Below are 24,947 nucleotides of genomic sequence, written 5' to 3' on the forward strand. Positions count from 1 at the left end.
CGATGGTAGTGTGGGGTCTCCCCATGCGAGAGTAGGTCATCGTCAGGCATTTATTCAGAAGAAGCCCGGTTATCGAGAGATAATCGGGCTTTTTCATATGCATGGGAAGACCCCCCTCTTTATATGTGGGGCCGCACTGCGTGCGGTCCGGCCGCTCGCAGGCTCGCGTCGTTCGTCCCCCCTTGCAGCTTCGCTGCAAACCCTGGGGTGACTCACCCCCATGCGACTACCCTGTCGTGAACAGATCAGGCATGTATCACGAAGAAGCCCGCTTCCGAGAGGAGGCGGGCTTCTTTGGTTTCAGGCAAGTTTCAGCAAGACGGCTGTCGCGGCTCTGTGCCTAGAACGCGATGGTGGAGACGACCAGTTGGCTCGCTTGCAGCGAACTCAGGCCCAGGCGGTCGCCGGGTTCGATGACCAGAAGATCACCGGCCGCGAGTACCTCGCTGGAGACGAGTTCCACACGACCACTGATCAGGTACCAGGCTCGAAGTAGTGCGGGTTCCGGTGACAGGTGCAGGGTTTCCTGTTCGCTCAGCAGCTGGTGTGTGAGGTAGCCGCGACTGCCGTATCTCACCATCAGGTTGAAGTCGCGATAGAGCCCCTGGCTCAGGGTTTGCCAGGCGCCGTCAAAGGTGTCGACTTCGAAGCGCCTGAGGTCCCTGGAGCGGTGCCCTTGATGCTCAAGGTGGGCCTCGCCTTCCAATACCATGAGGTGTCGTTCGTAGCCTGCCAGAGGGGTGAACAGGCACTCTTCGGACTCTACCGTGGCGGTGCTCAGGCGGACCTGAAAGTTCCGGTCGGCATAGTCACTGTCAACGGGAGCGATAAACAGCTCCCGCGTCGTGCCGCCGGACCAGAGGCGCGCGGGTGTCTCGGATGAGCGTCGAATGATCATGGGAGGTTGGCCAGCGAGTGCTGCGCCTCCTTTTGCCAAGGATCGTTTCATCGTCTCAAGGGTTTAAGTCGATGTGCTTGATCTGGCTCAAGAGATGCTGGGGTAGAGCGACTCTCGCTCGGCGCTGATTCCCGAATCACAACAGTTCGGCGAAAAAGTTGTGCTTACATCAAAATGATAGTTCTACGCCTGCATAGAAGGAACGGTCCGGCGCCGGTTCGAAATAGCGGTCGTTGCTGGCATTGATGCGGACATTGGCATAGTGGTCTTCGTCAAACAGATTGCGGATGCCGAGGTAGGTCGACAGTATCTGGTTGCCGCCCAGTCGCCAGCCGTCACCCGCACGAAGGTTGACCAGCCAGTAGCTGTCGACGTCTACCCGGTTGGCATTGTCCGCGACCATGTCGCCCACATACTGGGTTTCCAGGGTGGCAAAGTAACGGGTGTCCTGGCTACCTGTCCCGTACCAGGTGAGCTGGTTGACCCAGGTTGTCTCCGGAAGCCCGGGCAGACGGTTGCCGTCCAGGTCACTACCGGAAACCTGGTCGAACTCGTAGCGTGCCAGGGTCAGGGCGGTATTGAGCTCCAGACGCGCCGAGGGCTGCCATCCTAGCGCGACTTCGAGCCCGTCGCGGCTGGTGTCGCCAAGGTTTTCGTAGAAGGTACGATCGCTGCCATCGATCTCGTAGGGGACCAGTTCATCGTCGACGTCGATCGAGAACAGGGTGACGTCGTAATCCAGTCCGGTGGGCAGGGTGCCGCGCACCCCGAGCTCACGGCTCCAGCTCTCCTGGGGCTCGACGTCGGGGTTGAAGCCACCACCTGCGGGATTGGCAAACTCCGAGAAGGTCGGTGTCTCGAAGGCGGTGGAGGTGTTGGCGTAGACCTGGTGCAAGGGATGGAAGCGGTAGCTGATTCCCAGGCTTCCATTGGTTTCGTGGAAGGTGCGTTCACCGCTCTGGTCGCCATCGTTGTCGTAGTCGTCATCGATTTCCATGTCGATGCGATCGAAGCGTCCGCCGGCCGACAGTGTCCAGTGCTCATTCAGGGCAAGGTCGCCCTGGGCGAAGATACCCAGGCTGGTCGCCGTCTGGGTCTCGTCGGCCACTTCTCCCGTCACGCTGCCATCGAAGGCTACATCGCGGCGATGGCGGTCGTCTTCCTGGCGAGCGCCGTCGATACCCACCATGCTGTCCAGCGTCATGCCGGCGAGGTTGAAGCGTTGGTGATATTCGGCGCTGCCACCGAAGTGGTGACGTCGGTAGTCGATCAAGCTGTCGCCCGGATAGGGCAATTGCTGTTCGAAGTCTCGCCAGGTGGTAAATCCCTTGAGGTAGAGCTCCCCGGGGCCGAAGCCAAGATCCTCGTACTGCAATCCCACGACCTGCTGGTCCACCTTCTGGCCGGTGTCGTAGTCCTCGGTGAAGCGGCCCGCCTGTCGGCGATCTTCATCGACCTGGTCCTGGGTCAGACCACCAGGATCTTCGGAACGGGGGTTGTCGAGCAGGTTGATGATGGCGGTGAGACGGCGTTGATCGCCCATATCCCGTGACAGGCTGGCGTTCAGCAAGCGCTTCTCGGTGCGGCTGTGATCCCGATAGCCGGCCAGTTCCAGTCGCGAGGCACCCAGGTGGTAGGCCCAGCCGTCGTGCTCGCCGCCGGTGGAAAGGGATTGCTTGTTGTAGCCGTCGCTACCGATACCGGCACGTATCGTCGTCGAGTCGTCACCTTCGTCACGCCCGTCCGCCGTTGTGACCGAAATGACACCACCGGCGGCATTGCCGTACTGAACCGCCGCCGGTCCCCTGATGACCTCGATCTGTTCTGCGTTGTCCAGGTCGATGGCATCGAGCTGGGCCTGGCCATCGGGGAGGGTGTAGGGAATACCGTCCACCAATATGGTGATGCCGCGCACACCGAAGGGAGCGCGGGCACCAAAGCCCCTGATGGAGACACGAGCACCCTGGGCGAAGTTGTCGCGATTCTGGATGAACACCCCAGGCACTCGAACCAGGGATTCATCGAGACGGACCCGCTGCTGACCTTGATGGATGTCGTCTTCATCGACCATCGAGACAGCCATCGGGGTGGTGAGTAGCTCGCGCTCCAGGCGCGGCGCCGACACCGTCAACACGGGTTGCTGCAACTCGACGGCGCGGTCGTCGGTTGCGGCAGTCTGTGCGGTGACAGGCGTTGTCAGCGGGAGCAGCAGCAGGGCGGCGGCCGGGCGAGAGGTCATCAGGTTCATCCTTGAACGGCGAGGCGAGAAGGGAGTGGTGGCTCGAAAGAGCATCTTTATCGTTTAAGCACAATTCTAGAGAAGTCGCATCCTTGGCACCACTCTGGTGAAGAGAGCCTGGTTCCCGTCGGTGGAGGCCTTCCGCTAGACCAAAGTCGCTTTTCGTTGTGTGGCCAGGTAGTTTATCTTTTGAACTGAAAAAAACGAACAGAAGTTCACTATGCGAACGAGCGCCGCTGGTCGAGTTGCCGGAAACGGTGTCGAGCGAGAGACCAATAATGAGCGCGCGTCGCCGATAACGATAAAGTCCGGAGGATCCCCATGAAGACCCCCCTCGCGTGCCTGATGGCCGCATCCCTGACGGCCCTTTCCTGTGCCTCGGTTCAAGCGGCGACCACGCTGCGCATGGCCCACTTCTGGCCTGGTGCCTCTGGTATCAATACCGAGATCTTCGAGCAGTGGGCCAAGGCGGTGGAGGAAGACTCCGGCGGTGATCTGCGTGTTCAGGTCTTTCCCTCCGGTACCCTGGCCAAGGCTGACGACATCTATGAGGCGACCGTAAACGGCATCGCCGATATCGGTGCCACCGCTCAGGGCTATACCGCCGGGCGCTTCCCGCTGTCGCAGATCGTCGAGCTCCCCGGGGTGGCCGATTCTGCGATACAGGGTTCATGCATTCTGCAGACCCTGCACGACGATGGCGGCCTGGGAGGAGAGTACGACGACACTCGCGTGTTGTTCATGTTCACCACCGGTCCCGGTTACATCCATACCGTGGATACCGACGTCCAGGTACCGGCTGATCTGGAAGGGCTGCGAATCCGTCGCCCGACCGCGGTGGCAGGCGATATCCTCGAAAACATGGGGGCAAGCCCGGTAGGCATGCCCGCCCCGGATATCTATACCTCCATGCAGCGGGGCGTGCTCGATGGCTTGAGCTTTCCCTGGGAAGGCATGAAGGGATTTCGTATCAACGAACTGGTCGAATACCACACCCAAGTGCCGTTCTATTCGCTGATCTTTGTGGCGACCATGAGCCAGCGTGCCTACGATCGGCTGACGCCGGAGCAGCAGGCGGTCATCGATGCCAACTCCGGCATGCAGTGGGCACTCAATGCGGGGGAGGTGTTCCACGCCATCGACGAGGTGGGGCGGCAGGAAGCGGTGGACGCCGGCCACACCATTCGGGTGGTCGATGCGCCCCTCGACAACGCCGACTGGGCGCCGCCGCTCCAGCAGGGCATCGAGGATTACCTGAGCGGACTCGAGGAGCGCGGCTTGAGCCAGGCGCATGACGTCTATCAGGCGGCGCTGGCGGCACGTGAAAGCTGCGCCGGGACGGAGTGACGCCATGCAACCCTTTCTGGAAGGGGCCAGCCGTTGGCTGGCCCTGGTCTGTCGCTGGGTGGCGGGCGGCTGTCTGATACTGATGCTGGCGGTGACCATCGCCGACGTGGTGACACGCTACCTGCAGCGTCTGACCGATGGCGCTATCTCCTTTCAGGTCTTCGGTAGCGTCGAACTGGTCAGCTACCTGATGCTGTTTGCCTTGCTGGCGGCCATGTCGGCCAGCGTGGAGAAGAGCCAGGTGGTGGTCGAGGCCTTTTCCCACCGTCTTCCTGCGTCCATCGCAGCGCGCCTGCATGGCGTCTATCTGCTGGGCTTTGCGGTGCTTGGCGGGGTGCTGGCGACGGGCCTGGTGGGTGCGGCCCACGCCGCTGTCGAGTACGGCGAGGTCACCCAGGACCTGAGGATCTCGCTCGGGCCGATCTATCTTGTCGCTGCAGTGCTCAGTGCTCTGCTGGCGTTGCGCAGCCTGCTGCACGCGCTCCTGGGGGCGCTGTTCGGCCAGAGTGCGGAGGTGTCCCATGGCGACTGAGACGATCGGCGGGTTCGGGCTGCTGCTGTTGCTGGTGTTGATGATCCTGCGGGTGCCGGTAGCTCTGGCGATGCTGCTGGTCGGTGTCGGTGGTTTTGCCACGATCATCGATCTAGGCGCGGCGGTATCGATGTTGAAGTCGGTGCCGGTGGAGGTGTTGTCCAACTACAGCTTCAGCGCGATTCCGATGTTCATCCTGATGGGCGTGCTGGCGGCGCATTCTGGCATGGCCGGCAAGCTTTTCCAGTCGGCTCGGGTGATCTGCGGTGGCTGGAAGGGCGGCCTGGCGATCGCCGCCGTCGGCTCCTGTGGCGTCTTTTCGGCGATTTCCGGATCTTCTCTGGCCACCGCCAGCACCATGACCCGGGTGGCCCTGCCGGAGATGGAGCGATACGGCTACCATCGTGGCCTGGCCACCGGGGCGCTGGCCGCGGGCGGCACCCTAGGCATCATGATTCCGCCCAGTATCGCCCTGCTGATCTATGCCATCCTGACCGAGCAGTCGGTGGGTGACATGTTCATGGCGGGTCTGGTGCCCGGGCTCCTGGGACTGGTGCTGTACGCCCTGACCGTCAGCGTGGTCATGCGGGTCAAGCCGGAACTGGCGGTGGCAGGGGAAGCGACGAGCTGGGGCGAGAAGCTCGCCTCGCTCGGCGGGCTGGTGCCCTTCTTCGCGGTCTTCCTGGTCATGATCCTGGGCATCTACCTGGGCATCTTCACTCCCACCGAGGGGGCCAGTGTCGGTGCCTTTGCCACCCTGATCTACGCCCTGGTCAAGGGGCTGCGTGCACGGGAGCTGTGGTCTGCGGTCCAGGAGACCCTGGCGCTGTCGGCGGTGGTGTTCTTCATGCTGGTCGGTGCCGAGGCGCTGGGCTACTTCATTTCGCTCTCGCGCATCTCGTTCTCCATCAGCGACAGTCTGTTTGCCATGGAGCTGACGCCCTTCGTTGTCGTGCTGTGCATCCTGGCCATGTACTTCCTGCTCGGCATGTTCATGGACTCGATCGCCATGCTGGTGATCACGGTGCCGGTGGTGTTCCCGATCATTCAGAGCCTGGGTATCGACCCGGTGTGGTTTGGCATCGTCACGGTGCTGACGGTCGAGTTGGGGCTGATCACGCCGCCGGTGGGGATGAACGTCTTCGTGATCAAGGCCATGGCGCCCCATGTGGGACTGGGAGAGATCTTCCGAGGCGTCTCTCCCTTTATCGTGTCTGACTTTGTGCGCCTGGCTCTGTTGCTGTTGTTCCCGACCTTGAGCACCCTCTTTTTGCTGTAGTCGGCATCGACGCGGCGGCCAGTATTACGCTCAGCTCACCCCAAGCCCGCCATACGGCGGGCTTTTTTGATGCATTTAATGTCGGTTGGATGAGGTTTCTGATATGACGCTCTAGTCCAATATGAGCCTTTGTGGGAGGCGCGTTTCACTAAGCTTGCAGCGTGACACCATCGTAATGACGCGAGGGCTTGACGTGAGTGCGCGCAATATTTTTGTGGTGGGGCTGAACGATGACAATCATGAGCGTCTGCTGCGCTTGAAGGGTGCCGAAGAATGGCGCTTTCACCGAATTATTGCGCCGGAGGCGGTCTATGACACCGAAGAATTCGATATTCCCGCGATGCTCGAGGAAGCCGGCCAGACCCTGGACCGATTCGGCAGGCCGATAGACGCGATCATCGGCTATATGGATTTTCCGGTATCCACGATGCTGCCGATCCTGTGCAAGCGATTCGGTACCCGATCGACGTCGCTGGAAAGCTTGCTGAAGTGTGAGCACAAGTACTGGAGCCGTTGCGTTCAGCGCGAGGTGGTGCCGCAGTACATCCCCGGGTTCACCGCCTTCGACCCCTTCGACGAGGCGGCGTTGGGTCAGATCGGTGCGGCGGGGCTGTCCTTTCCCTTCTTCGTCAAGCCGATCAAGTCGTCGGGCTCACGGCTCGGTTTTCGCATCGAGACGCCGGAAGACTTTGCGCTTGCCATTGACCGTCTGAAGGCGGAGATCGGTTCCATCGCCGAGCCGTTCAACAGCGTGCTGGATCAGGCCAACCTGCCTCCGGAGATCGCGGCGATCGATGGCCATTACTGCATGGCCGAGGAAATCATCGGCGGCTGGCAATGCACGCTGGAAGGCTACGTCCACGATGGCGAGGTCGTGGTCTATGGTGTGGTCGACTCGATTCGCTACCCAGGGGTGTTGAGCTTCTTCCACTATCTGTACCCCTCGGCCCTGCCACAAAGGGTTCAGCAGCAGATGATCGACGCCACCCGCCTGGTCATGACCCGCACCGGCTTCGATCAATCCGCGTTCAACGTCGAGTTTTTCTGGGACGAACTCCAGGATCGCATCTGGCTGCTCGAGATCAACACACGCATTTCCCAGTCACATTGCGACCTGTTCGAGAAGGTCGACGGGCTCAGCCATCAGCAGGTGACGGTGGACCTGGCGCTGGGGCAGCGTCCGAGACTGCCCCACCGGGAGGGCGCCTACGCGGTCGCGGCCAAGTTCTTCTACCGCGTGTTCTTCCATGACGCCACCGTCGAACGGGTTCCCTCGGCGCAGACCCTCGCACAACTCGAACAGGACTACCCCGGCACGGTGATCAGTCTGCAGGTGGAGGAGGGGCAGCGTCTGTCGAGCCTGCCAGAACAGGATAGCTACAGCTTTGCATTGGCCTATATTTGGATGGGGGGCGACGACTATCAGACGCTGCTTCGTCGCTATCAGCAACTGGCGGCCCGACTGACCTTCGCATTCGGCGATATCGATAGTTGAGTCGGCGCGCCGCCGCTGTACCGAGCGTCACCGAGAGCGCTGGAGTGGCCAGGTTGCAGGGGTAGGGCGATCTCGGCAGAGCGGTATGGACAGGGCGATCTCGACAGGGTGAGCTTGAAGCCAGTGCAAGGAGCGACGATGCGGGTGGTCAGCGATTTTCCGCGCAAGGTGATGGAGCAGGAAACCTGGATTCCACTGGCCGACGGCACGCGGCTGGCTGCCCGTATCTGGCGGCCGGTCGACGCCGACGATGATCCGGTGCCGGCGATCCTCGAGTACCTGCCTTATCGCAAGCGTGACCTGACCGCGGAGCGAGACGCTCAGGTGCATCCTTACTGGGCCGGGCATGGCTATGCCGGGGTTCGCGTCGATATCCGAGGCACCGGCGAATCCGATGGCGTACTGACCGACGAGTACCTGCAGCAGGAACTGGACGACGGGGTGGCGGTACTCGAGTGGCTGGAACGCCAGCCCTGGTGTACGGGAAGTGTCGGCATGGTCGGTATTTCCTGGGGGGGCTTCAACGGCCTGCAGATCGCCGCCATGCGCCCACCGCAGCTCAAGGCGGTCATCACCATCTGTTTTACCGATGACCGCTACGCCGATGATATCCACCATATGGGTGGCTGCCTGCTGGCCGACAATCTTTCCTGGGCGTCGACCATGTTCGATGGCAATGCCATCCCGCCCGACCCGGCGCTGGTGGGTGGCGACTGGTTCAGGATGTGGCTCGATCGCCTGGACGGCAGCGGCCTCTGGCTTTCGCGCTGGCTTCAGCACCAGCGACGTGATGACTACTGGAAACATGGCTCGGTGTGCGAGGACTACAGCCGTATCCAGGTGCCGGTGTACGCCATCAGCGGCTGGGCGGATGGTTACTGCAACGCCGTCTTCCGGCTGCTGGCCGGTTTGACCTCGCCACGCAAGGGGCTGGTGGGCCCCTGGGCTCACAAGTACCCCCACCTCGGGGTACCGGGGCCGGCCATCGGCTTCCTGCAGGAAGGGCTACGGTGGTGGGACCACTGGCTGAAGGACCAGGATACCGGGATCATGGACGAACCGATGCTGAGGGTCTGGATGCAGCAATCGATGCCGCCATCGGCGCGCTACAGCGCTCGTCCCGGTCGCTGGGTCGCCGAGCCGAGCTGGCCCTCTCCCCACATCATGTCCCGGAGCTGGCGGCTGACCAGCGGACATGACCTGCGTGGCGAGGACGGCACCGACGCGAAGGACGGCGATGACGACGAGAGCCTGGATATCCGCTCGCCGCTGTCGGTGGGCCTGTATGCCGGCAAGTGGTGTTCCTACAATGCACCGCCGGATCTGCCTCACGACCAGCGTGACGAGGACGGCGGCGCCCTGATTTTCCAGACGCCCCGGCTCGAGCAGGATCTGGAAATCTGTGGTGCCCCATCGGTGCAGCTGGAACTGTCCGCCGACCAGCCGGTGGCGATGGTGGCGCTGCGTCTTGTCGATATCGCCGAGGACGACAAGGCGACACGGGTGTCCTATGGGGTGCTCAACCTGACCCATCGTGACAGCGACGAACACCCGGAGCCTCTGGTGCCGGGGCGCCGCTACCGCGTGACGGTGTGTCTCAAGCATATTGCCCAGCAGTTTCCGGCGGGGCACGCCATCCGGCTGGCGATCTCGACCAGCTACTGGCCGTTGGTATGGCCTGCGCCAAGGCCGGTACGCCTGACACTGTGGCCTGGTGCCTGTCGCCTGGTGCTGCCGACCAGGGTCCCCAGGCCGGCGGAAGAAGCGGCGCTGCGCCCCTTCGAGGAGCCGGAAGGGGCACCACCGCTGGCCAAGACGCTGCTGCAGCCTTCCCAGGAAAGTTGGAAGGTGATCCGAGATCTGGCCAATGACCAGACCACACTGGAGGTGTTCCACGACGAGGGCAGCTACCGGCTGGACGATATCGCGCTGGACATCTCCGGCTCGGTGACCGAGCGCTACAGCTACTCCTACGGCAACTACGACAGTGTTACCGGCTGGACCGAGTGGCAACGTACCTTCCGCCGGGGGGACTGGGAGATCCACACCCTGACCCGCACTCGGCTGACCAGCGACGCCGACAGCTTTCGGGTGCGTGCCACCCTGGACGCCTGGCAGGGCGATACTCGAATCTTCTCGCGAAGCTGGGATGAGGTCTTCCCCCGGGATCTGGTCTAGGGCTTGTCTGAAAAGTGCCTGCGCTCGGTAATACGGCGTTAAAAATCGGATCAACATGCTCATTTACACCCCGTAAACTGCGCTTTCTCACCGATTTTTGCCTTGTCTAACCTTCGCTCGTCGACTTTTCGGACAGCGCCTAGGGCGAGCTTGGCGATCCGTCGCCTTGACGATGGAACTGGCGGCGGCGGAAGTCGCGGGGAGCCACTCCGCTGAGCCGCTTGAAGAAGCGGGTGAAGTAGGCGGGCTCGGAAAATCCCAGGCCATCGGCGATCTGGGCGATGGTCAGGTTGGTATAGGTCAACTCGCGCTTGGCTTCGAGCAGCAGACGCTGGTGCAGCACCGACAGTGCGCTTTGGTCCGCCAGGCGCCGGCACAGGACGTTGAGGTGGGCCGCGCTGATGTCCAGCTCGCGCGACATTTCCTCGATGCTCGGCTGCTGGCGAAAGCGCCGCTCGATCAGTGCCTGGTAACGGGCCAGGTGACCGTGGCCGGGATCGGTGCTCACGGCAGACCTGGCCCGGGTGGCCGGATGCGTCGCCAGGCGAGCCGCTTCCACCGTCAGCGCCTGGATCAAGGCGTCGAGCAGCACGTCGCGGTCCCGCGCCGGCCGTCGGTATTCCCCGTCGATATGTTCCACCAATGCCTGCAGTCGGTGTCTGGCGTCGGCTAGTGCAGTGACTCCCGCGCTGCGCCAGACCCTGCTGGCGTCCGGCAGTACCTGCTCGAGGTGGCTGACCAGCGGTGCCGCCAGGGTCAGGATGTGGCCCTGGATGTTCGGAGCGAAGGCAAACCCGTGAATGGTGAGCGCAGGCACCAGGATCAGCAGCGGGGCGGCCCGCCGTTGTCGGCTGTCTTCCAGTTGCAGTTCGACCTCGCCCGCGTACAGCAGCAGCAGGTGAGTCAGGTCGACGTGGCGGTGAGGATGGATGCGCCAATCGTGAAGCCGACTGCGTTCGGCGATGGACTCGCAGTGCAGCAGGTCGGGGGTCGGCCAGCTACCGGTTTCCCCGTAAAGGGTAAAGGTGGGAACCGCTGACGATATCGTGGTGGACGGGGTCTCGGGGTTCATGGTCTGCGCTCCTGGCGGTTGCCGGGGAGGTGATTGAGCGTGACTACGACAAATGTCAGGGTAGATTCCGCGAAAAGTCCAGTTTGTGGCGAGGAATATGCCTTATCTGGGGTGGTGTTTCAGCGAAAAATACAAGGCATAACCATAACGTTCCGCTGACGAGGTAGCCACCATGACGACAACATCTTCCCCCGAGCGTATCGATAGTGAACTCACGACCCAGGTCGCCATCATCGGGGCCGGGCCCTCCGGACTGCTGCTGGGGCAACTGCTCAGCCGGGCCGGGATCGACAATGTGATCGTCGAACGCAAGAGCGGCGACTATGTGCTGGGACGTATTCGTGCCGGGGTGCTCGAGCAGGGCATGGTCGACCTGCTGCGTGAAGCCGGCGTCAGCGAACGCATGGATGCCGAGGGCCTGCCCCACGACGGCTTTGAGCTTGCCTTCGACAACCGCCGGGTACGCGTCGACCTTGCGGGGCACACCGATGGCAAGCAGGTGATGGTGTACGGCCAGACCGAAGTCACCCGGGACCTGATGGAAGCACGCGAGCGAGAAGGCGGTATCAGCTACTACGAGGCCAGCGACGTCACCCCCCATGATCTGGAGAGCGAGTCGCCCTCCCTCACCTTTCAGCATGAAGGCAAGGGGTACCGTCTGCGCTGTGCCTATGTGGCGGGGTGCGATGGATACCACGGCGTGTCACGCCAATCGATCCCGCAGGAGCGTCTGAAGACCTTCGAGCGGGTCTATCCGTTTGGCTGGTTGGGGCTGTTGTCCGATACGCCACCGGTGACCGATGAGCTGATCTACGCACGCCACGAGCGGGGCTTCGCCCTGTGCAGCATGCGGTCGGAGAATCGCAGCCGCTACTACGTGCAGGTGGGCCTCGATGAGAAGGTCGAGGACTGGTCCGATGAGCGTTTTTGGGACGAACTGAAACGGCGCCTGCCGGAAGACGTGGCCGAGACTCTGGTGACGGGACCTTCGATCGAAAAGAGCATCGCACCACTGCGCAGCTTCGTGGTCGAGCCGATGCAGTACGGTCGCCTGTTTCTGGTGGGGGACGCCGCCCATATCGTGCCGCCCACCGGTGCCAAGGGGCTGAACCTGGCGGCGAGTGACGTCAACACCCTGTATCGCCTGCTGGTGAAGGTGTTTAACGAAGGGCGCAGCGATCTGATCCCGCGCTACTCCGAGGTGTGCCTCAAGCGTATCTGGAAGGCCGAGCGCTTCTCCTGGTGGATGACGTCGATGCTGCATCGTTTCAGCGACGAGGAAGACTTCGAGGCGCGCATGCAATTAGCGGAGCTCGATTATCTGACCGGCTCGACAGCGGGCCTGACCACCATCGCCGAAAACTACGTGGGGCTGCCCTACGAACCCCTGGAGTAGCGTCATAGAGGTATCTGCCGGCGAGGGACCTGCGAGGGAAAAGCGGCTCTCGGTCAGGGGCAATACCGACATCGGGGCATCGACAGGGAAAGGTGCAATGGGGTCGACGTTGACCTGGTGAGGGCTCGGGGCGTGTCCTGCCGCTAGGCAGCTTCCGGTGCATCGCGTAAGGTCGTGATTCTGCTTCCCGGTCGATGTCGAACCCCATGAAACAAGAGAGCTTGACCCCATTTCAGATCCTGATTCTGATCCTCTCCTTTTACGTGCTTGGTGCCATGGCGGTGCAGGAGCTGAATGACCTGCCGCCGGAGGTCGATGACCTGATTTTCAAGCTGGACCTGGTGGTCTGCGGCTTCTTCTTTGCCGACTTCTGCATCCGTTTTCACCGTGCGGAAAGCAAGTGGCGCTTTATGCGCTGGGGCTGGATCGATCTGCTGGCGAGTATCCCGGTGAGCTTCTTGATGGCTGGCCGTCTGGTGCGCGTAGTGCAGATCATCCGCATGCTGCGCGCGATCAAGTCGGTACACCTGATCTGGAACCTGCTGTTTCGCAACAAGGCCAAGGGCATCTTCGCCTCGGTGGCCTCGGCCACGGTACTGCTGTTGATCTTCGGCTCGGTGGTGATCCTGGTGGTGGAAGGCCCCAACCCGGAAAGTGCCATCGATACCGCCGAAGAGGCGCTGTGGTGGGCCTTCGTCACCGTCACCACGGTGGGGTACGGCGATTACTATCCGGTGACGTCGCTGGGACGGGTGGTGGCGGCGCTGTTGATGGTGGCCGGTGTGGGTCTGTTCGGTAGCTTCGCGGCCTACGTCGGTTCACTGTTCATCGATGATCAGGAGGACGAGTCCGAACGGCTGCATCGGGTCAATCGCGACATGCTGCGAGAATTGCACCGCGAGGTGCGGGAGCTCAAGGCCGAGGTGGTGGCCCTGAGGGGGGCACTCGATGGCAGCAGCGACGCCCCGTCAAGCGGGCAGGTCGACCGCGAAGACCGGGCAGGCGGGTCTGATCAGGTGCCCGAGCCCGGTCCCGAACGGCTGCCGGGAGGCGATCCGCGCGAGTGACGCGCACTCGTCACTGCATCGCCCGCCGGGTGCTTCACTTGACCTCATACTGGCCTTCCCACACGCGGGCATCGTCCTGACCGGAGGCTCGGGTGGTCGCCCCCGGCGTGATGTCGTCGGCATGATCGGCGCGGTAGGCCTCCATGCGCTTCTTCATGCGGTGACGCACCAGCGGCATCAGCGCCAGTCCCACCAGGCTCAGCACCAGGGCCATCATGGTGGCCAGCACCAGGGTGACGGCGCCGACCAGGGTGGCGAGAGCCAGCTTGAAGCCACCCATCCGGCGGGTGGGGCGTGCCTGGCGAGCGCGTTGCTGCCAACGGGACGCCGCCCTCCAGGCGGCGTTGTGCTGGTAGTCGTCGGTGCTGAAGGAATGATCAGTCGTCATGCTGGACTCCGGTCACGTCAAGGGTATGGCGATCGAGGCGGACCTCGAGCTCCTGGTGCTGGGCGTCGTAGCCTTCGATCTCGATATCACCTGTACGGTCGACATCCAGCGAGCTGAACAGTTCCAGGCCGGCCGACTGGGCGGCGTCCAGCGCCTTGCCGACATCGTCGCCGCTGAGGCTCCAGGTCGGGATCTCGCTCTGGCGCCGCTGTTCGCCCAGCAGGCTGCCGTCACGCAGGTCCATGTCGACGTCCAGGCGCCAGCCGTCGTCGCGCCAGCCTTCCGCCTCGAAACGATCGCCGTCGTCGATACCCAGCTCATCGTAGTGGGTGAAACCGTACTCCCCGGTGCTGGCCAGCAGGCGGTCGATCTCCTCGCGGTTGACGGCTTCATCGTCGGCCATGGCGGTGGTGGCGAGGGTACCGCTCAAGGTCAGGGCGGCCAGGCTCAGGGTGACAGTCTTGTTCATGCTGGGGACTCCATTCGCTGTTGAGGTAAGCTCACCGTGTGCTTGGTGATCTCGGCGAGTGGGACCATCCTGACAGGGGGGACCTGTCGCCAGCCTGACGAGATCGTTCATCTTTCATTCATCTGCAGTGGGTCAGACTTCGCCTCATGACCTCCAAGACACTTTTCTTGCTATGCACGTCTGTGATGGCCGCGAGCCTGGCCCAGGCCCCGCGCCCGAGCGACAACGTCAGCCTCGCGGCACTGGCGAGCGAGTCGCTGGGAATCGGTTTTGCCCGCGCGGATGACGACTGGCGTGACTTGCACCAGGAGGTGCGTGAGGGCCGGCTGGTGGCGTTGCCGACGCTGCTGGACTGGCTCGATGAGCGCTACGACGGGCAGGTGCTCGAAGTGGAGCTCGAACGTGACGACGGCAGAATCCTCTACGAGATCGAACTGGTCGGCGCCCAGGGACAGGTCGTGGAGTTCGAGTTCGACGCGGGCAGTGGTGAGCTGTTGAGCATCGAAGGGGTCGGCATCGATGCCATGCAGCGCCCAGCGCCGCGCGACGCCGACTAGCCCGCGGGGATCACCGCAATACAGGGATGACGCCGGAGGAGGCGTGGCATGAAGATTCTGCTGGTCGAGGATGACCAGGCGTTGAGCGAAGCGCTCGCCGCCTCCCTCGAGGAAGGCGGGCTGCTGGTGGAAGTCGCGGCGACCGGAGGCGAGGCGGATTTTCTGCTGCGCACCGAGCGCTACGACGCAGTCGTGCTCGACCTGGGACTGCCGGATGGCGATGGCACGCGCTGGCTGGCCCAGTGGCGCGACGACGACATCGACCTGCCGGTACTGGTGCTGACCGCGCGAGAGCGCTGGTCCGACAAGGCTGCGGGCTTTTCTGCCGGGGCCGACGACTACGTCACCAAACCCTTCGAGACCGCCGAAGTCATGTTTCGGCTGCGGGCCCTGGTGCGCCGCAGTCACGGCCACGCCCACCCGGTGCTCAGCGCCGGGGCGCTCAGCTTCGACACCCACACGGGGGCCGTGACGCTGGCCGGCAGGCCGGTGGCGCTGACGGCCCAGGAGTCACGGTTGTTGTCCTACCTGATGCACGCCCGCGAGCGGGTGGTCAGTCGCGCCGAGCTGGCCGAGCACGTCTACGACCGTGACCATGAACCCGATTCCAACGTGATCGACGTCCAGATCAGTCGCCTGCGGCGCAAGCTCGGCAGTGAGCGGATCGAGACACGACGCGGCGAGGGCTATCGCCTGGTGACCCCGGCGGGAGAGGATGCGCCGTGACGCCGCCGCGCGGTTCGCTGACCCGGCGGCTGCTGCTGGCGTCGCTGGTGCTGGTGCTGGTGATCCTGCCGCTGGTCGGCGGTGGGCTGTCCTACAGCTTTCGCGAATCCGCCTCGGCCTCGTTCGACGAACGCCTGTCGTCGATGCACCGGGTGCTGCTGGCGGCCCTGGATCGAGACCCCCAGAGCGGTGCCCTGGTGGTCAACGACAGTCTCGGCGATGCGCGCTTCGATCAGGTGTTCTCCGGTTGGTACTGGCAGATCAGCGACGGCGAGCGCCTTTCCCGGGGCTCGCGTTCGCTGTGGGATCAGCGCCTGCCGATCACCGCCTCCCCGGACACCGTCTGGCGCACCATCGAAGGGCCTCGTGGGCAGCGGCTGAGGCTGGTCGAGCGTTCCCTCAGGCTGTCGGGGCATCCCCACCCCGTTCACGTCAGCCTGGCGGTCAGCCGTCAGGAGCTCGATGCCGAGGTGGCACGCTTCGAATGGCTGCTATGGCTGTCGCTGCTTGGGCTCGGCGTGCTGTTGCTGACCGGTCTGGCGCTGCAGATCCGCTGGGGGCTGGCGCCCTTGAGGTCGCTTCACGCGGATCTGGCGGCGGTCAAGGGCGGCCAGCGGGAGCGCCTCGATACTCGGCTGCCGACCGAGCTCGCGGAACTGGCGGTGACCATGAACGAGGTGCTCGACCATGACCGGCGGCTGATCGAGCGCGGTCGCGCCACCGCCGGCAATCTGGCCCACGCGCTCAAGACGCCGGTCAGCGTATTGATGACCCAGGCGGAACGCCTTCCCGAGACCGAGCGAGCCAGGATGCGCCAGGAGCTAGGGCGTATCGATGCTGCCGTGCGCCACCACCTGGCTCGTGCCAGCGCCGTCGGCAGCGCCGCCCTGGCCGCCAGGGTACGTCTGGCCAGAGTGCTGGCGCCGGTGCTGGACGGCCTGTCTCGGCTGGCAACGCGTCGCGGTATCCGTCTCGAGACCCGCGTGGCGGATGGGCTGGCGCTGCGCATCGATCCCAACGATCTGCAGGAGCTGACCGGCAACCTGCTGGAGAATGCCATCGACTGGGCGCGTACCCGGGTCGAGCTCGATCTCTGGCTCGAAGGCGACAGCGCGCGCCTGCGTCTGGAAGATGACGGTCCGGGCATGAGCGCGCAAGAGCGTGAGGCGGTGCTCAAGCGCGGCGTGCGTCTGGATGAGCGCCGCCCCGGCAGTGGGCTGGGGCTTTCCATCGTCGAGGAACTGGTGTCACTGTACGGCGGTACGATGACCCTGGATCGCGCGGCGCTCGGTGGACTGAGGGTAAGCGTCACGCTGCCCGGCGGCTTGCTGGAAAAGGCGCCGGCCGAGTAAGCCTGCGTTGTGCCGGTGTCCCTTGCTTGCGATGATGCAGGCTGTTCGATCAGCCAGAGAGACGATGCGTGGACAAGTTCGAGGTCAAGCTGGACCAGGCCGCACGAGCCGCCTGGCTTTCCTATGTGGGTGGACAGACGCAGGATGAGATCGCCGCACAGCTTGGGGTCTCCCGGCCGGGCGTGCAGCGACTGCTGGCGCTGGCCAGGCAGGAAGGCCTGGTCAAGGTCCATATCGACCACCCCGTGGCCCACTGCACCGCACTGTCCCAGGCCATCCGTGAACGCTTCGAACTGGACTACTGCGACGTGGTGCCTGCGTCCGCCACCGCCGAGGACAGTACCCCCTACCTGGCGGTGGCCGGCGCCGAGCGTCTGTCACGCATCATCGAGCGCAGCGAGCCGCAGACCCTGTCGCTGGGCTCCGGCCGCTCGATTCGTGCGACCGTGGAGGCCCTGAGCCGGATCGACCGTCCACGTCATCGCTTCGTCTCGCTGGTCGGTAACGTGGCCAGGGACGGCTCGTCCAACCGCTACGACGGGGTCATGGTGGCGGCGGACAAGACCGGTGGCGAGCGCTACCTGCTGCCGACGCCGGTGGTCGCCAGTTCGGTCGAGGAGAAGCGGGCGCTGGCGGCACAGCCGCTGTTTCGCGCCATCGGCGAGGTGGCCGAGCAGGCCAGCGCGGCCTTCGTCGGGGTAGGGCGGATCGATCGCCAGGCGACGCTGTTTCAGGATCATTTCATCAGCGAGTCGGAACTCGACGAGCTGCTGGCGCTGGACGCCGTGGGAGAGCTGGTGGGCTGGCCGATGGATGCCGATGGCCGGTTGATCGACTGCTCCACCAGTCAGCGAGTGACCAGCCTGCCGCTGACCACGCTGAAGCGTCAGGCGATGGTGGCGGTGGCCGGTGGCCGCGACAAGGGGCCGGCCATCCTGGCCGCGCTGCGCGGCGGCTGGCTGACCAGTCTGATCACCGACGATCAGGCGGCGCGCTATATCGTCGAGCGCCTTTCCTCGCAAATCTAGGCAGCACGGCTGCTGTATCGTCGAGCGCCTTTGCCTGGCCCCCTTCCTGACACCCTCGCGCCCCGGCGGCTCGCCGGGGCGCGAGGGTGTTGTCTGACGCGCTTCTTCGTCACTTCGTGTGGATCTGGCCTGTTTGCCTTCATGCCTTCACGCCTGCTGGTGCTGCAACTGCTGCTCCTTGCGTGCGGTGATCGCCTTGAGCTTGAGCGATGCCAGCATCCCGACGATGCCCATGCAGGCGATGTAGCCGAAGTACAACTGGTAGGCGGTGACCGCCTCGAAGCGTGCCGACAGGAAGCCGTAGATCTGCGGCAGGAAGATGTCCGGGGTGTAAGCGAGCAGCGAGATTACGCCGATGGCCAGTCCCGCCACCTCCATGGAAATATCGCAGTCGTCGAGTATCGCCCAGTACAGTCCGCGCAACGCATAGGTGAGCACACCTATCATCAGCACCACCGCCAGCAAGGCCACCGTGCCTACCGAGGTCGGCATCAGGATCAAGGTGGCCAGAAAGGCGGTGGCGCCTAGAAACAGCAGTGCCAGCACATTGGTCTTGCCGAAGCGGTCACCGAGAAAGCCGGCGGTGATGCCGCCGATAGGGCGCATCCACAGCTTGGCCACGGTGATGGCGCCGGCGGCGACGGCGGTGACGCCATATCCCTCCTGGACATAGGCCGAGAAGGAATAGGTCGCCCAGAACAGCTGGTAGCCGCACAGGATGATAAGCGCAACCAGCCACAGCGCCGGAATCGACGCCAGATGCTTGAGGTCGGCGAGTACATTGCCGCTGGTCTTGATCTTCTTGACGCGTATCTCTGAGCCGTCATGGCGAGTGAAGAAGATGAAGGTCAAGGCGGCGATCACCAGACAGGTGAACGAATACATGTAGACCACCACCTTGAGCGCCTCGGTGGTGTTGTCCTGCTGGTCGTTGAGGTAATACGCGAACAGGCTGATCGCAATGGTCGCCAGGATCGCCTCGATCAGTCCGCGCCCGCCATCGAGGATACCGAAGAAGCGGCCCTGCTCGTCTTTCTTGGCCAGCATCTTCACCCCCTTCAGCATCGCCGACCAGAAGGTCAGCCCCGAGGTCAGTCCCCAGCCGAGAAACACCATCGTCAGCATGACGCCGGAAGGGATGGTCGCGAACAGTAGTCCGAGCAGCCCAGTGCCGGCCATGGAGACCGTCACCAGCAGGCGGGGAGAGAACTTGTCGGCGAGCCAGCCGCTGGGCAGGTAGCACAGGAAGAACACGACACCCAGCATGGAATAGAAGTTACCGAGTTCACTCGAGGTGATGTTGAAGACCTCGAGGATCGGTGTTTCGAAATTCTGGCGCAGGTAGAGCAGGGGATAGATGGACCCGGCCGCCAGCAGCATCAGACTGAACTGGAAGTAGCGCTTGCGATTGGACTTGTTGGCGATGGCCGGAGGCAGAGCAGCGTGGTCTGTCATTGTTGTGGCTCCCTCGATCCAGGATCGATTGGCGTGGCATGCGTGGTGGCGTGGGGCCTGCAGGCATGCTCGGCGAGGCCCTGGCCGGCGCTTCACGCAAGGGCCCCGGGGCACCGGACGAGAAGGCAGGGAAATAAATGACAGGTCGCGCGGTGGATCTGCAGAAGTGCCGCAAAGGACGCATCGAACTGCCGGATCAGCGATCGATCGAAGCCTAGGAGGCGGGTCTGAGAGCGTCAATTTTATTCCATATAGGGAATAAGATTTCTATATATGGAAAACAAGGAGAGGGTTGGGGTAGTCGATTGATTTTAAAGAAAGTACTGCCTGTTACAACGGATTCTCGAGGTAAGAGGCCAGGCTGAAGCCAGGAGCGGGAAACTACCATGGGAGTATGAAAAGCCTTTAAACAACAAGGTAATGAAGAGGCTGAATATCTAATATTTGCTGTTTTGTGCGAGCTCGGCGAAGGCCAGACGTTTGGCTGATCTACGTCGATGAGTGGTTGCCGGGGCAGGGGCTGAAAGGCGTCCGTGTACCGCTAAAGTCTAAAGCTATCGGCTTTGCGTTTTGCGTGGCTGTGTCCGATCATTTGATCATCAAGTGATTTGATTGATCATTTTTTGGGTGAGGTATCCGCAGCGTTGGCTTGCTCGGATGCACGCAAGGCCCGACCACCACGACGAGTCCGAGGATTCGCGTCGGCGGTACAACAATATCCCCGCCAAGCGGGTAACGATCAGGAGTGCGCCATGAAGCCGTCTTACACCCTCCGTCCTCTTTGCGCGGCGCTGTCCAGGCCGCTGGTGCCGGCAAGCGCGCTGGTGCTGTCGCTGGGCGCGTCAGCCGCCCAGGCCGAGACCATCACCGTGGCCACCGTCAACAACAACGACATGGTGATCATGCAGAGCCTGACCGAAGCGTTCGAGAAGGCGCATCCGGACATCACCCTCGACTGGGTGGTACTGGAAGAGAACGTGCTGCGTCAGCGCATGACCACGGATATCGCCACCCAGGGTGGCCAGTTCGACGTCATGACCATCGGCAGTTACGAGGCTCCGATCTGGGCCGAGCGAGGCTGGCTCGAGCCGCTGGATGATCTGCCCGAGAGCTATCAGGTTGATGACCTGCTGGGACCCGTGCGCGATGGCCTGAGCCACGAAGGCAGCCTCTACGCGCTGCCGTTCTACGCCGAAAGCTCGATGCTCTACTACCGCAAGGATCTGTTCGCCGAGGCCGGTATCGAGATGCCCGAGCAGCCCACCTGGAGCCAGGTGCGCAACTGGGCAGAAGCCCTGCACGACGACGACGGCGAAGTGGCCGGCATCTGTCTGCGTGGCAAGCCGGGCTGGGGCGAGAACATGGCCTTCGTCTCGACCTTGACCAACACCTTCGGCGGTCGCTGGTTCGACATGGACTGGAACGCCCAGATCGACAGCCCGGCCTGGCAGGAGGCGGTCGCCTTCTACGTCGACCTGCTCGATAACTACGGTCCGGCCGGTGCCAGCTCCAACGGCTTCAACGAAAACCTGGCGCTGTTCTCGCGCGGCAACTGTGCCATGTGGGTGGACGCCACCTCGGCGGCGGGCAAGCTGTTCGATGCCGATGAGTCCCAGGTCGCCGACCAGCTTGGCTTCGCCCCGGCGCCGGTGGCCGAGACCCCCAAGGGCTCTCACTGGCTGTGGGCCTGGGCGCTGGCCATCCCCGCTTCTTCGGATGCCAAGGATGCGGCTCGTCAGTTCGTGACCTGGGCCACCTCCCCGGAGTACGTGGCGCTGGTCGGCGAGCGTGAAGGCTGGACCAGCGTGCCCCCCGGCACCCGCCAGTCCACCTACGACAACGCCGAGTACATCGAGGCCGCGCCCTTCGCCAGCTTCGTGGTCGACGCCATCAGCAAGGCCGACCCGCTCGACTCGAGCCTCGAGCCGAACCCCTACGTGGGCGTCCAGTTCGTCGGCATCCCCGAGTTCCAGGCCATCGGCACCCAGGTCGGCCAGATGGTGGCCTCGGCCCTGACCGGCGAGACCAGCGTCGAGCAGGCGTTGTCCGCCGCCCAGCGGGCCACCGAGCGCACCATGAAGCGCGCCGGCTACACCGACTGAAGCTCGTTCGCGGGCCGGCCTCCCACGGTCGGCCCCTGGCTCCGATCGCCTGCGGACTTACCCTGCAGGCCTGACCAAGCGTGATCCCCCATGAACAAGAACCGTACTTCCGGGCGCACCGTCGGAGGGCTTCGTACCCTCTCGCTGCAGGCGCCGGCCGTTACTCTGCTGCTGCTGTGGATGATCGTGCCGCTGGCGATGACCGTCTGGTTCTCGTTTCAGCGCTACAACCTGTTGATGCCGAGCATGACCGGCTTTGCCGGTTTCGAGAACTACGAATACCTGCTGACCGACCCGGCGCTGTGGTCGGCGATGGGCACCACCCTGCTGCTGGTGGGCTGGGTACTGGCCATCACCGTGGTCGGTGGCACCCTTCTGGCGGTGCTGTTCCAGCAGGACTTCATGGGGCGCGGCGTCGCCCGAGTGCTGGCGATCTCGCCGTTCTTCGTGATGCCCACGGTCAGCGCCCTGGTGTGGAAGAACATGATGATGCACCCGGCCAACGGCGTATTCGCCTGGCTCGCCGAGAGCCTGGGGCTGCCGGCGGTGGACTGGTTCTCGAGCCTGCCGCTGACCTCGATCATCATCATCGTGTCCTGGCAGTGGCTGCCCTTTGCGCTGCTGATCCTGCTGACCGCGATGCAGTCGCTGGACGACGACCAGGTCGAGGCTGCGCGCATGGATGGTGCGGGCCCGGTGGCGATCTTCTTCTACATCACCCTGCCGCACCTGAAGCGTGCCATCAGCGTGGTGGTGATGATCGAGATGATCTTCCTGCTGACGATCTTTGCCGAAATCTTCGTCACCACCTCGGGCGGACCGGGGCTGGCCACCACCAACCTGGCCTACCTGATCTACATCCGCGCGCTGCTCGACTTCGACGTGGGCACCGCCTCCGCCGGCGGCGTCATCGCCATCATCCTGGCCAACATCGTCGCCATCTTCCTGGTGCGCATGGTGGCCAAGAACCTCGAGCAGTAGCGCCTTGCGGCCGCTGACGACCCATCGACCAACAACAAGTTGACGAGGTGCACCACATGACCACCACCACTACCACCGGCGACAGCGTCAAGGCGCCGGTCGCCGACGCCGGGCGAGGTGCCTCGGCCCTGCGCGCCCAGCGCAGGCGCAAGTTCGGCATCACCCTGCTGGGCTGGGGCGTGGCCCTGATCATCTTCTTTCCGATCTTCTGGATGATCGTCACCGGCTTCAAGACCGAAGCCGAGGCCATCGCCGATCCCAGTCTGATCTTCACCCCGACGCTGGAAAGCTATGTCGAGGTACAGGAGCGGGCCGACTATCTCAAATTCGCCTGGAACAGCGTTGTCGTTTCCTTTGGTTCGACCCTGCTGGCGCTGTTGATCGCGGTGCCCTCGGCCTATGCCATGGCCTTTTTGCCGACCAAGCGCACCAAGGGCACCCTGCTGTGGATGCTGTCCACCAAGATGCTGCCCTCGGTGGGTGTGCTGGTACCGATCTATCTGCTGTTTCGCGACTTCGGCCTGCTCGATACCCGAATCGGCCTGACCATCGTCTACACCTTGATGAACCTGCCGATCGTGGTGTGGATGCTTTACACCTTCTTCAAGGACCTGCCCAGGGAGATTCTGGAAGCGGGCCGCATGGACGGTGCCAGCACCTTCCAGGAGGTGTGGTATCTGCTGCTGCCGCTGACCCTGCCGGGGATCGCTTCCACTGGATTGCTGTCGGTGATCCTGAGCTGGAACGAGGCCTTCTGGAGCCTGAACCTGACCACCTCTCAGGCGGCGCCGTTGACCGCTTACATCGCTTCCTTCTCCAGCCCCGAGGGACTGTTCTGGGCCAAGCTGTCGGCGGCCTCGACCATGGCCATCGCGCCGATCCTGATTTTTGGGTGGCTCACGCAAAAGCAAATGGTCCGTGGTCTGACCTTCGGCGCGGTGAAGTGAGCGAACTGATCGACGAGAAGCTTCGGCTGGCGCTCTTCACAAGCCCAGAAACAAATGGTCCGTGGTCTGACCTTCGGCGCGGTGAAGTGAGCGAACTGATCGACGAGAAACTTCGGCTGGCGCTCTTCACAAGCCCAGAAACAAATGGTCCGTGGCCTGACCTTGGGCGCGGTGAAGTGACCGAGCTTCGGCGCGATGAAAAAACCGATCTTCGGCGCGGTGAACGACGCACCGGCAGACAGATATTCTAGGCGGCGCCGAGGCGCCCCTGACAGAACTTCGAGGACAACAAGATGGCAACACTGACACTCAACCAGGTGGTCAAGAGCTTCGGCGACACCCACGTCATCAAGGGCGTCGATCTGGAGGTCAAGGACCAGGAATTCGTGGTCTTCGTCGGCCCGTCCGGCTGCGGCAAGTCGACCCTTTTGCGGATGATCGCGGGACTCGAAAGCACCAGTGACGGCGATATCGTCATCGACGGCCAGCGGGTCAATGACCTGGGGCCGGCGGAGCGGGGGCTGGCCATGGTGTTCCAGAGCTATGCGCTGTACCCCCACATGACGGTGGAGGACAACATGGGCTTCAGCCTCAAGCTGGCGGAGGTGTCCCAGCAGGAACGCCGCCAGAAAGTGCTGGACGCGGCGAAGATCCTGCAGCTGGAGCCGCTGCTCGAGCGCAAGCCCAAGGCGCTTTCCGGCGGTCAGCGCCAGCGTGTGGCGATCGGCCGCGCCATCGTGCGCAACCCCAGCATCTTCCTGTTCGACGAGCCATTGTCCAACCTGGACGCGGCGCTTCGGGTACAGATGCGCATCGAACTGGCGCGTCTGCACGAAGAGCTCAAGGCGACCATGATCTATGTGACCCACGACCAGATCGAGGCCATGACCATGGCCGACAAGATCGTGGTGCTCCAGGGCGGCGTGGTGGAACAGGTCGGCTCGCCGATGGAGCTGTATCACCATCCGCGCAATCGTTTCGTGGCGGGGTTCATCGGCTCGCCCAAGATGAACTTCCTGAAGGTCGAGGCCGTTGCCGGCGACGCCCAGGGGGTCGAGGTGCGTGTGCCGGGCGGCGATACCGTCAAGGTGCCGGTGGAAGGCGACGAGGTGGCCCAGGGGCAAGCGCTGGAGCTCGGCATCCGTCCCGAACATCTGATGCTCGACGACCAGGGACCGCTGAAGGCCAGCGTCAGCGTGATCGAGCGGCTGGGCGGACAGACCTCGCTGTACGTGGAGATGGACGGCGACTTGCTGACGCTGATGGTGGATGGCGACGTGACCCACCGGGTGGGAGACGAGATCCGCTTCGGCTTCGAGCCGGGCCGGGCACATCTGTTCGGTGAGCAGGGTCTGGCGCTGGCAAGTCTGGAGCGTCACCCGCTGGCATCCCTGACCCGCCAGGACAATCGTGCCGCCAGTACCGCGGAAGCCTGAGGA

At 63.4% G+C, this 24,947-nt stretch carries 22 protein-coding genes; 16 read left to right on the forward strand and 6 right to left on the reverse strand.

Features of this window, described 5'->3' with window-relative positions:
• Positions 1 to 340: 340 nt before the first annotated feature.
• Together C6W88_RS08860 and C6W88_RS08865 are read right to left on the reverse strand one after the other, a co-directional pair.
• Positions 341 to 898, reverse strand: a complete 558-nt coding sequence (locus C6W88_RS08860; RefSeq protein WP_181248587.1) for a HutD/Ves family protein — start codon at positions 896 to 898, stop codon at positions 341 to 343.
• Between the two features lie 169 nt (positions 899 to 1,067).
• The gene (locus tag C6W88_RS08865) at positions 1,068 to 3,137 is read right to left on the reverse strand and encodes a TonB-dependent receptor family protein (protein ID WP_108132222.1); all 2,070 of its coding nucleotides are present in this window, start codon (positions 3,135 to 3,137) and stop codon (positions 1,068 to 1,070) included.
• A gap of 321 nt (positions 3,138 to 3,458) precedes the next feature.
• Here C6W88_RS08865 and C6W88_RS08870 point away from each other — a divergent pair, with 321 nt between their 5' ends.
• The 5 genes from C6W88_RS08870 to C6W88_RS08890 all read left to right on the forward strand — a co-directional run bounded on the left by C6W88_RS08870 (position 3,459) and on the right by C6W88_RS08890 (position 9,968).
• Positions 3,459 to 4,484 carry a TRAP transporter substrate-binding protein gene (locus C6W88_RS08870; RefSeq protein WP_108132223.1) on the forward strand — a complete coding sequence of 342 codons (1,026 nt, stop codon included), beginning with the start codon at positions 3,459 to 3,461 and terminating at the stop codon, positions 4,482 to 4,484.
• A 4-nt stretch (positions 4,485 to 4,488) separates the two neighbouring features.
• Positions 4,489 to 5,016: a TRAP transporter small permease gene (locus tag C6W88_RS08875; RefSeq protein WP_045995308.1), complete on the forward strand. Its 528-nt coding sequence runs from the start codon at positions 4,489 to 4,491 to the stop codon at positions 5,014 to 5,016.
• Positions 5,006 to 6,295, forward strand: coding sequence for a TRAP transporter large permease (locus C6W88_RS08880; RefSeq protein WP_108132224.1), 1,290 nt, complete (start codon positions 5,006 to 5,008; stop codon positions 6,293 to 6,295). Before C6W88_RS08875 ends, C6W88_RS08880 begins: the two co-directional genes overlap by 11 nt.
• A gap of 193 nt (positions 6,296 to 6,488) precedes the next feature.
• Positions 6,489 to 7,790 (forward strand): ATP-grasp domain-containing protein, encoded by a 1,302-nt coding sequence (locus tag C6W88_RS08885; RefSeq protein ID WP_108132225.1) that lies wholly within the window; start codon positions 6,489 to 6,491, stop codon positions 7,788 to 7,790.
• A 138-nt stretch (positions 7,791 to 7,928) separates the two neighbouring features.
• On the forward strand, positions 7,929 to 9,968 hold the full coding sequence (locus C6W88_RS08890) for a CocE/NonD family hydrolase (protein WP_045995305.1): 2,040 nt from the start codon (positions 7,929 to 7,931) through the stop codon (positions 9,966 to 9,968).
• A gap of 139 nt (positions 9,969 to 10,107) precedes the next feature.
• Here the strand turns inward: C6W88_RS08890 and C6W88_RS08895 are convergent, their stop codons facing one another.
• A complete protein-coding gene (locus C6W88_RS08895; RefSeq protein WP_108132226.1) occupies positions 10,108 to 11,040 on the reverse strand; it encodes a helix-turn-helix domain-containing protein in 933 nt (310 codons plus the stop codon).
• A 172-nt stretch (positions 11,041 to 11,212) separates the two neighbouring features.
• Here C6W88_RS08895 and pobA point away from each other — a divergent pair, with 172 nt between their 5' ends.
• Entirely contained in the window at positions 11,213 to 12,436 is a 1,224-nt protein-coding gene (gene pobA, locus C6W88_RS08900) for a 4-hydroxybenzoate 3-monooxygenase (RefSeq protein ID WP_108132227.1), read from the forward strand.
• A gap of 221 nt (positions 12,437 to 12,657) precedes the next feature.
• Complete coding sequence (locus C6W88_RS08905; protein WP_231498593.1) at positions 12,658 to 13,503, forward strand: ion transporter; 846 nt, start codon at positions 12,658 to 12,660, stop codon at positions 13,501 to 13,503.
• A gap of 34 nt (positions 13,504 to 13,537) precedes the next feature.
• Here C6W88_RS08905 and C6W88_RS08910 read toward each other — a convergent pair whose 3' ends face one another.
• Positions 13,538 to 13,891 (reverse strand): hypothetical protein, encoded by a 354-nt coding sequence (locus C6W88_RS08910; protein ID WP_108132229.1) that lies wholly within the window; start codon positions 13,889 to 13,891, stop codon positions 13,538 to 13,540.
• Complete coding sequence (locus C6W88_RS08915; protein ID WP_181248588.1) at positions 13,881 to 14,360, reverse strand: PepSY domain-containing protein; 480 nt, start codon at positions 14,358 to 14,360, stop codon at positions 13,881 to 13,883. The genes C6W88_RS08910 and C6W88_RS08915 overlap by 11 nt, the downstream gene beginning before the upstream one ends.
• A gap of 167 nt (positions 14,361 to 14,527) precedes the next feature.
• Between C6W88_RS08915 and C6W88_RS08920 the strand changes: the two genes are divergently transcribed.
• The 4 genes from C6W88_RS08920 (at position 14,528) to C6W88_RS08935 (ending at position 18,023) form a co-directional block, all read left to right on the forward strand.
• Positions 14,528 to 14,917, forward strand: a complete 390-nt coding sequence (locus C6W88_RS08920) for a PepSY domain-containing protein (protein ID WP_231498594.1) — start codon at positions 14,528 to 14,530, stop codon at positions 14,915 to 14,917.
• A gap of 48 nt (positions 14,918 to 14,965) precedes the next feature.
• Positions 14,966 to 15,643, forward strand: a complete 678-nt coding sequence (locus C6W88_RS08925) for a winged helix-turn-helix domain-containing protein (RefSeq protein ID WP_045994628.1) — start codon at positions 14,966 to 14,968, stop codon at positions 15,641 to 15,643.
• Positions 15,640 to 16,995: a sensor histidine kinase gene (locus tag C6W88_RS08930; protein ID WP_108132232.1), complete on the forward strand. Its 1,356-nt coding sequence runs from the start codon at positions 15,640 to 15,642 to the stop codon at positions 16,993 to 16,995. The genes C6W88_RS08925 and C6W88_RS08930 overlap by 4 nt, the downstream gene beginning before the upstream one ends.
• Positions 16,996 to 17,063: 68 nt before the next feature.
• Complete coding sequence (locus C6W88_RS08935) at positions 17,064 to 18,023, forward strand: sugar-binding transcriptional regulator (protein ID WP_045994626.1); 960 nt, start codon at positions 17,064 to 17,066, stop codon at positions 18,021 to 18,023.
• A 147-nt stretch (positions 18,024 to 18,170) separates the two neighbouring features.
• Here the strand turns inward: C6W88_RS08935 and C6W88_RS08940 are convergent, their stop codons facing one another.
• Positions 18,171 to 19,478: an MFS transporter gene (locus C6W88_RS08940; protein WP_108132233.1), complete on the reverse strand. Its 1,308-nt coding sequence runs from the start codon at positions 19,476 to 19,478 to the stop codon at positions 18,171 to 18,173.
• 752 nt (positions 19,479 to 20,230) lie between these two features.
• Between C6W88_RS08940 and C6W88_RS08945 the strand changes: the two genes are divergently transcribed.
• The 5 genes from C6W88_RS08945 (at position 20,231) to C6W88_RS08960 (ending at position 24,944) form a co-directional block, all read left to right on the forward strand.
• On the forward strand, positions 20,231 to 21,580 hold the full coding sequence (locus tag C6W88_RS08945) for an ABC transporter substrate-binding protein (RefSeq protein WP_108132234.1): 1,350 nt from the start codon (positions 20,231 to 20,233) through the stop codon (positions 21,578 to 21,580).
• A 90-nt stretch (positions 21,581 to 21,670) separates the two neighbouring features.
• The gene (locus C6W88_RS08950; RefSeq protein WP_045991261.1) at positions 21,671 to 22,561 is read left to right on the forward strand and encodes a carbohydrate ABC transporter permease; all 891 of its coding nucleotides are present in this window, start codon (positions 21,671 to 21,673) and stop codon (positions 22,559 to 22,561) included.
• Positions 22,562 to 22,617: 56 nt separating this feature from the next.
• Entirely contained in the window at positions 22,618 to 23,508 is an 891-nt protein-coding gene (locus C6W88_RS08955; RefSeq protein WP_045991260.1) for a carbohydrate ABC transporter permease, read from the forward strand.
• Positions 23,505 to 23,759 carry a hypothetical protein gene (locus tag C6W88_RS21340; protein WP_146164644.1) on the forward strand — a complete coding sequence of 85 codons (255 nt, stop codon included), beginning with the start codon at positions 23,505 to 23,507 and terminating at the stop codon, positions 23,757 to 23,759. The genes C6W88_RS08955 and C6W88_RS21340 overlap by 4 nt, the downstream gene beginning before the upstream one ends.
• A gap of 42 nt (positions 23,760 to 23,801) precedes the next feature.
• Positions 23,802 to 24,944, forward strand: coding sequence for an ABC transporter ATP-binding protein (locus C6W88_RS08960; protein WP_108132235.1), 1,143 nt, complete (start codon positions 23,802 to 23,804; stop codon positions 24,942 to 24,944).
• Positions 24,945 to 24,947: the final 3 nt, after the last annotated feature.

Source organism: Halomonas litopenaei, assembly GCF_003045775.1.
Lineage (GTDB): Bacteria > Pseudomonadota > Gammaproteobacteria > Pseudomonadales > Halomonadaceae > Halomonas > Halomonas litopenaei.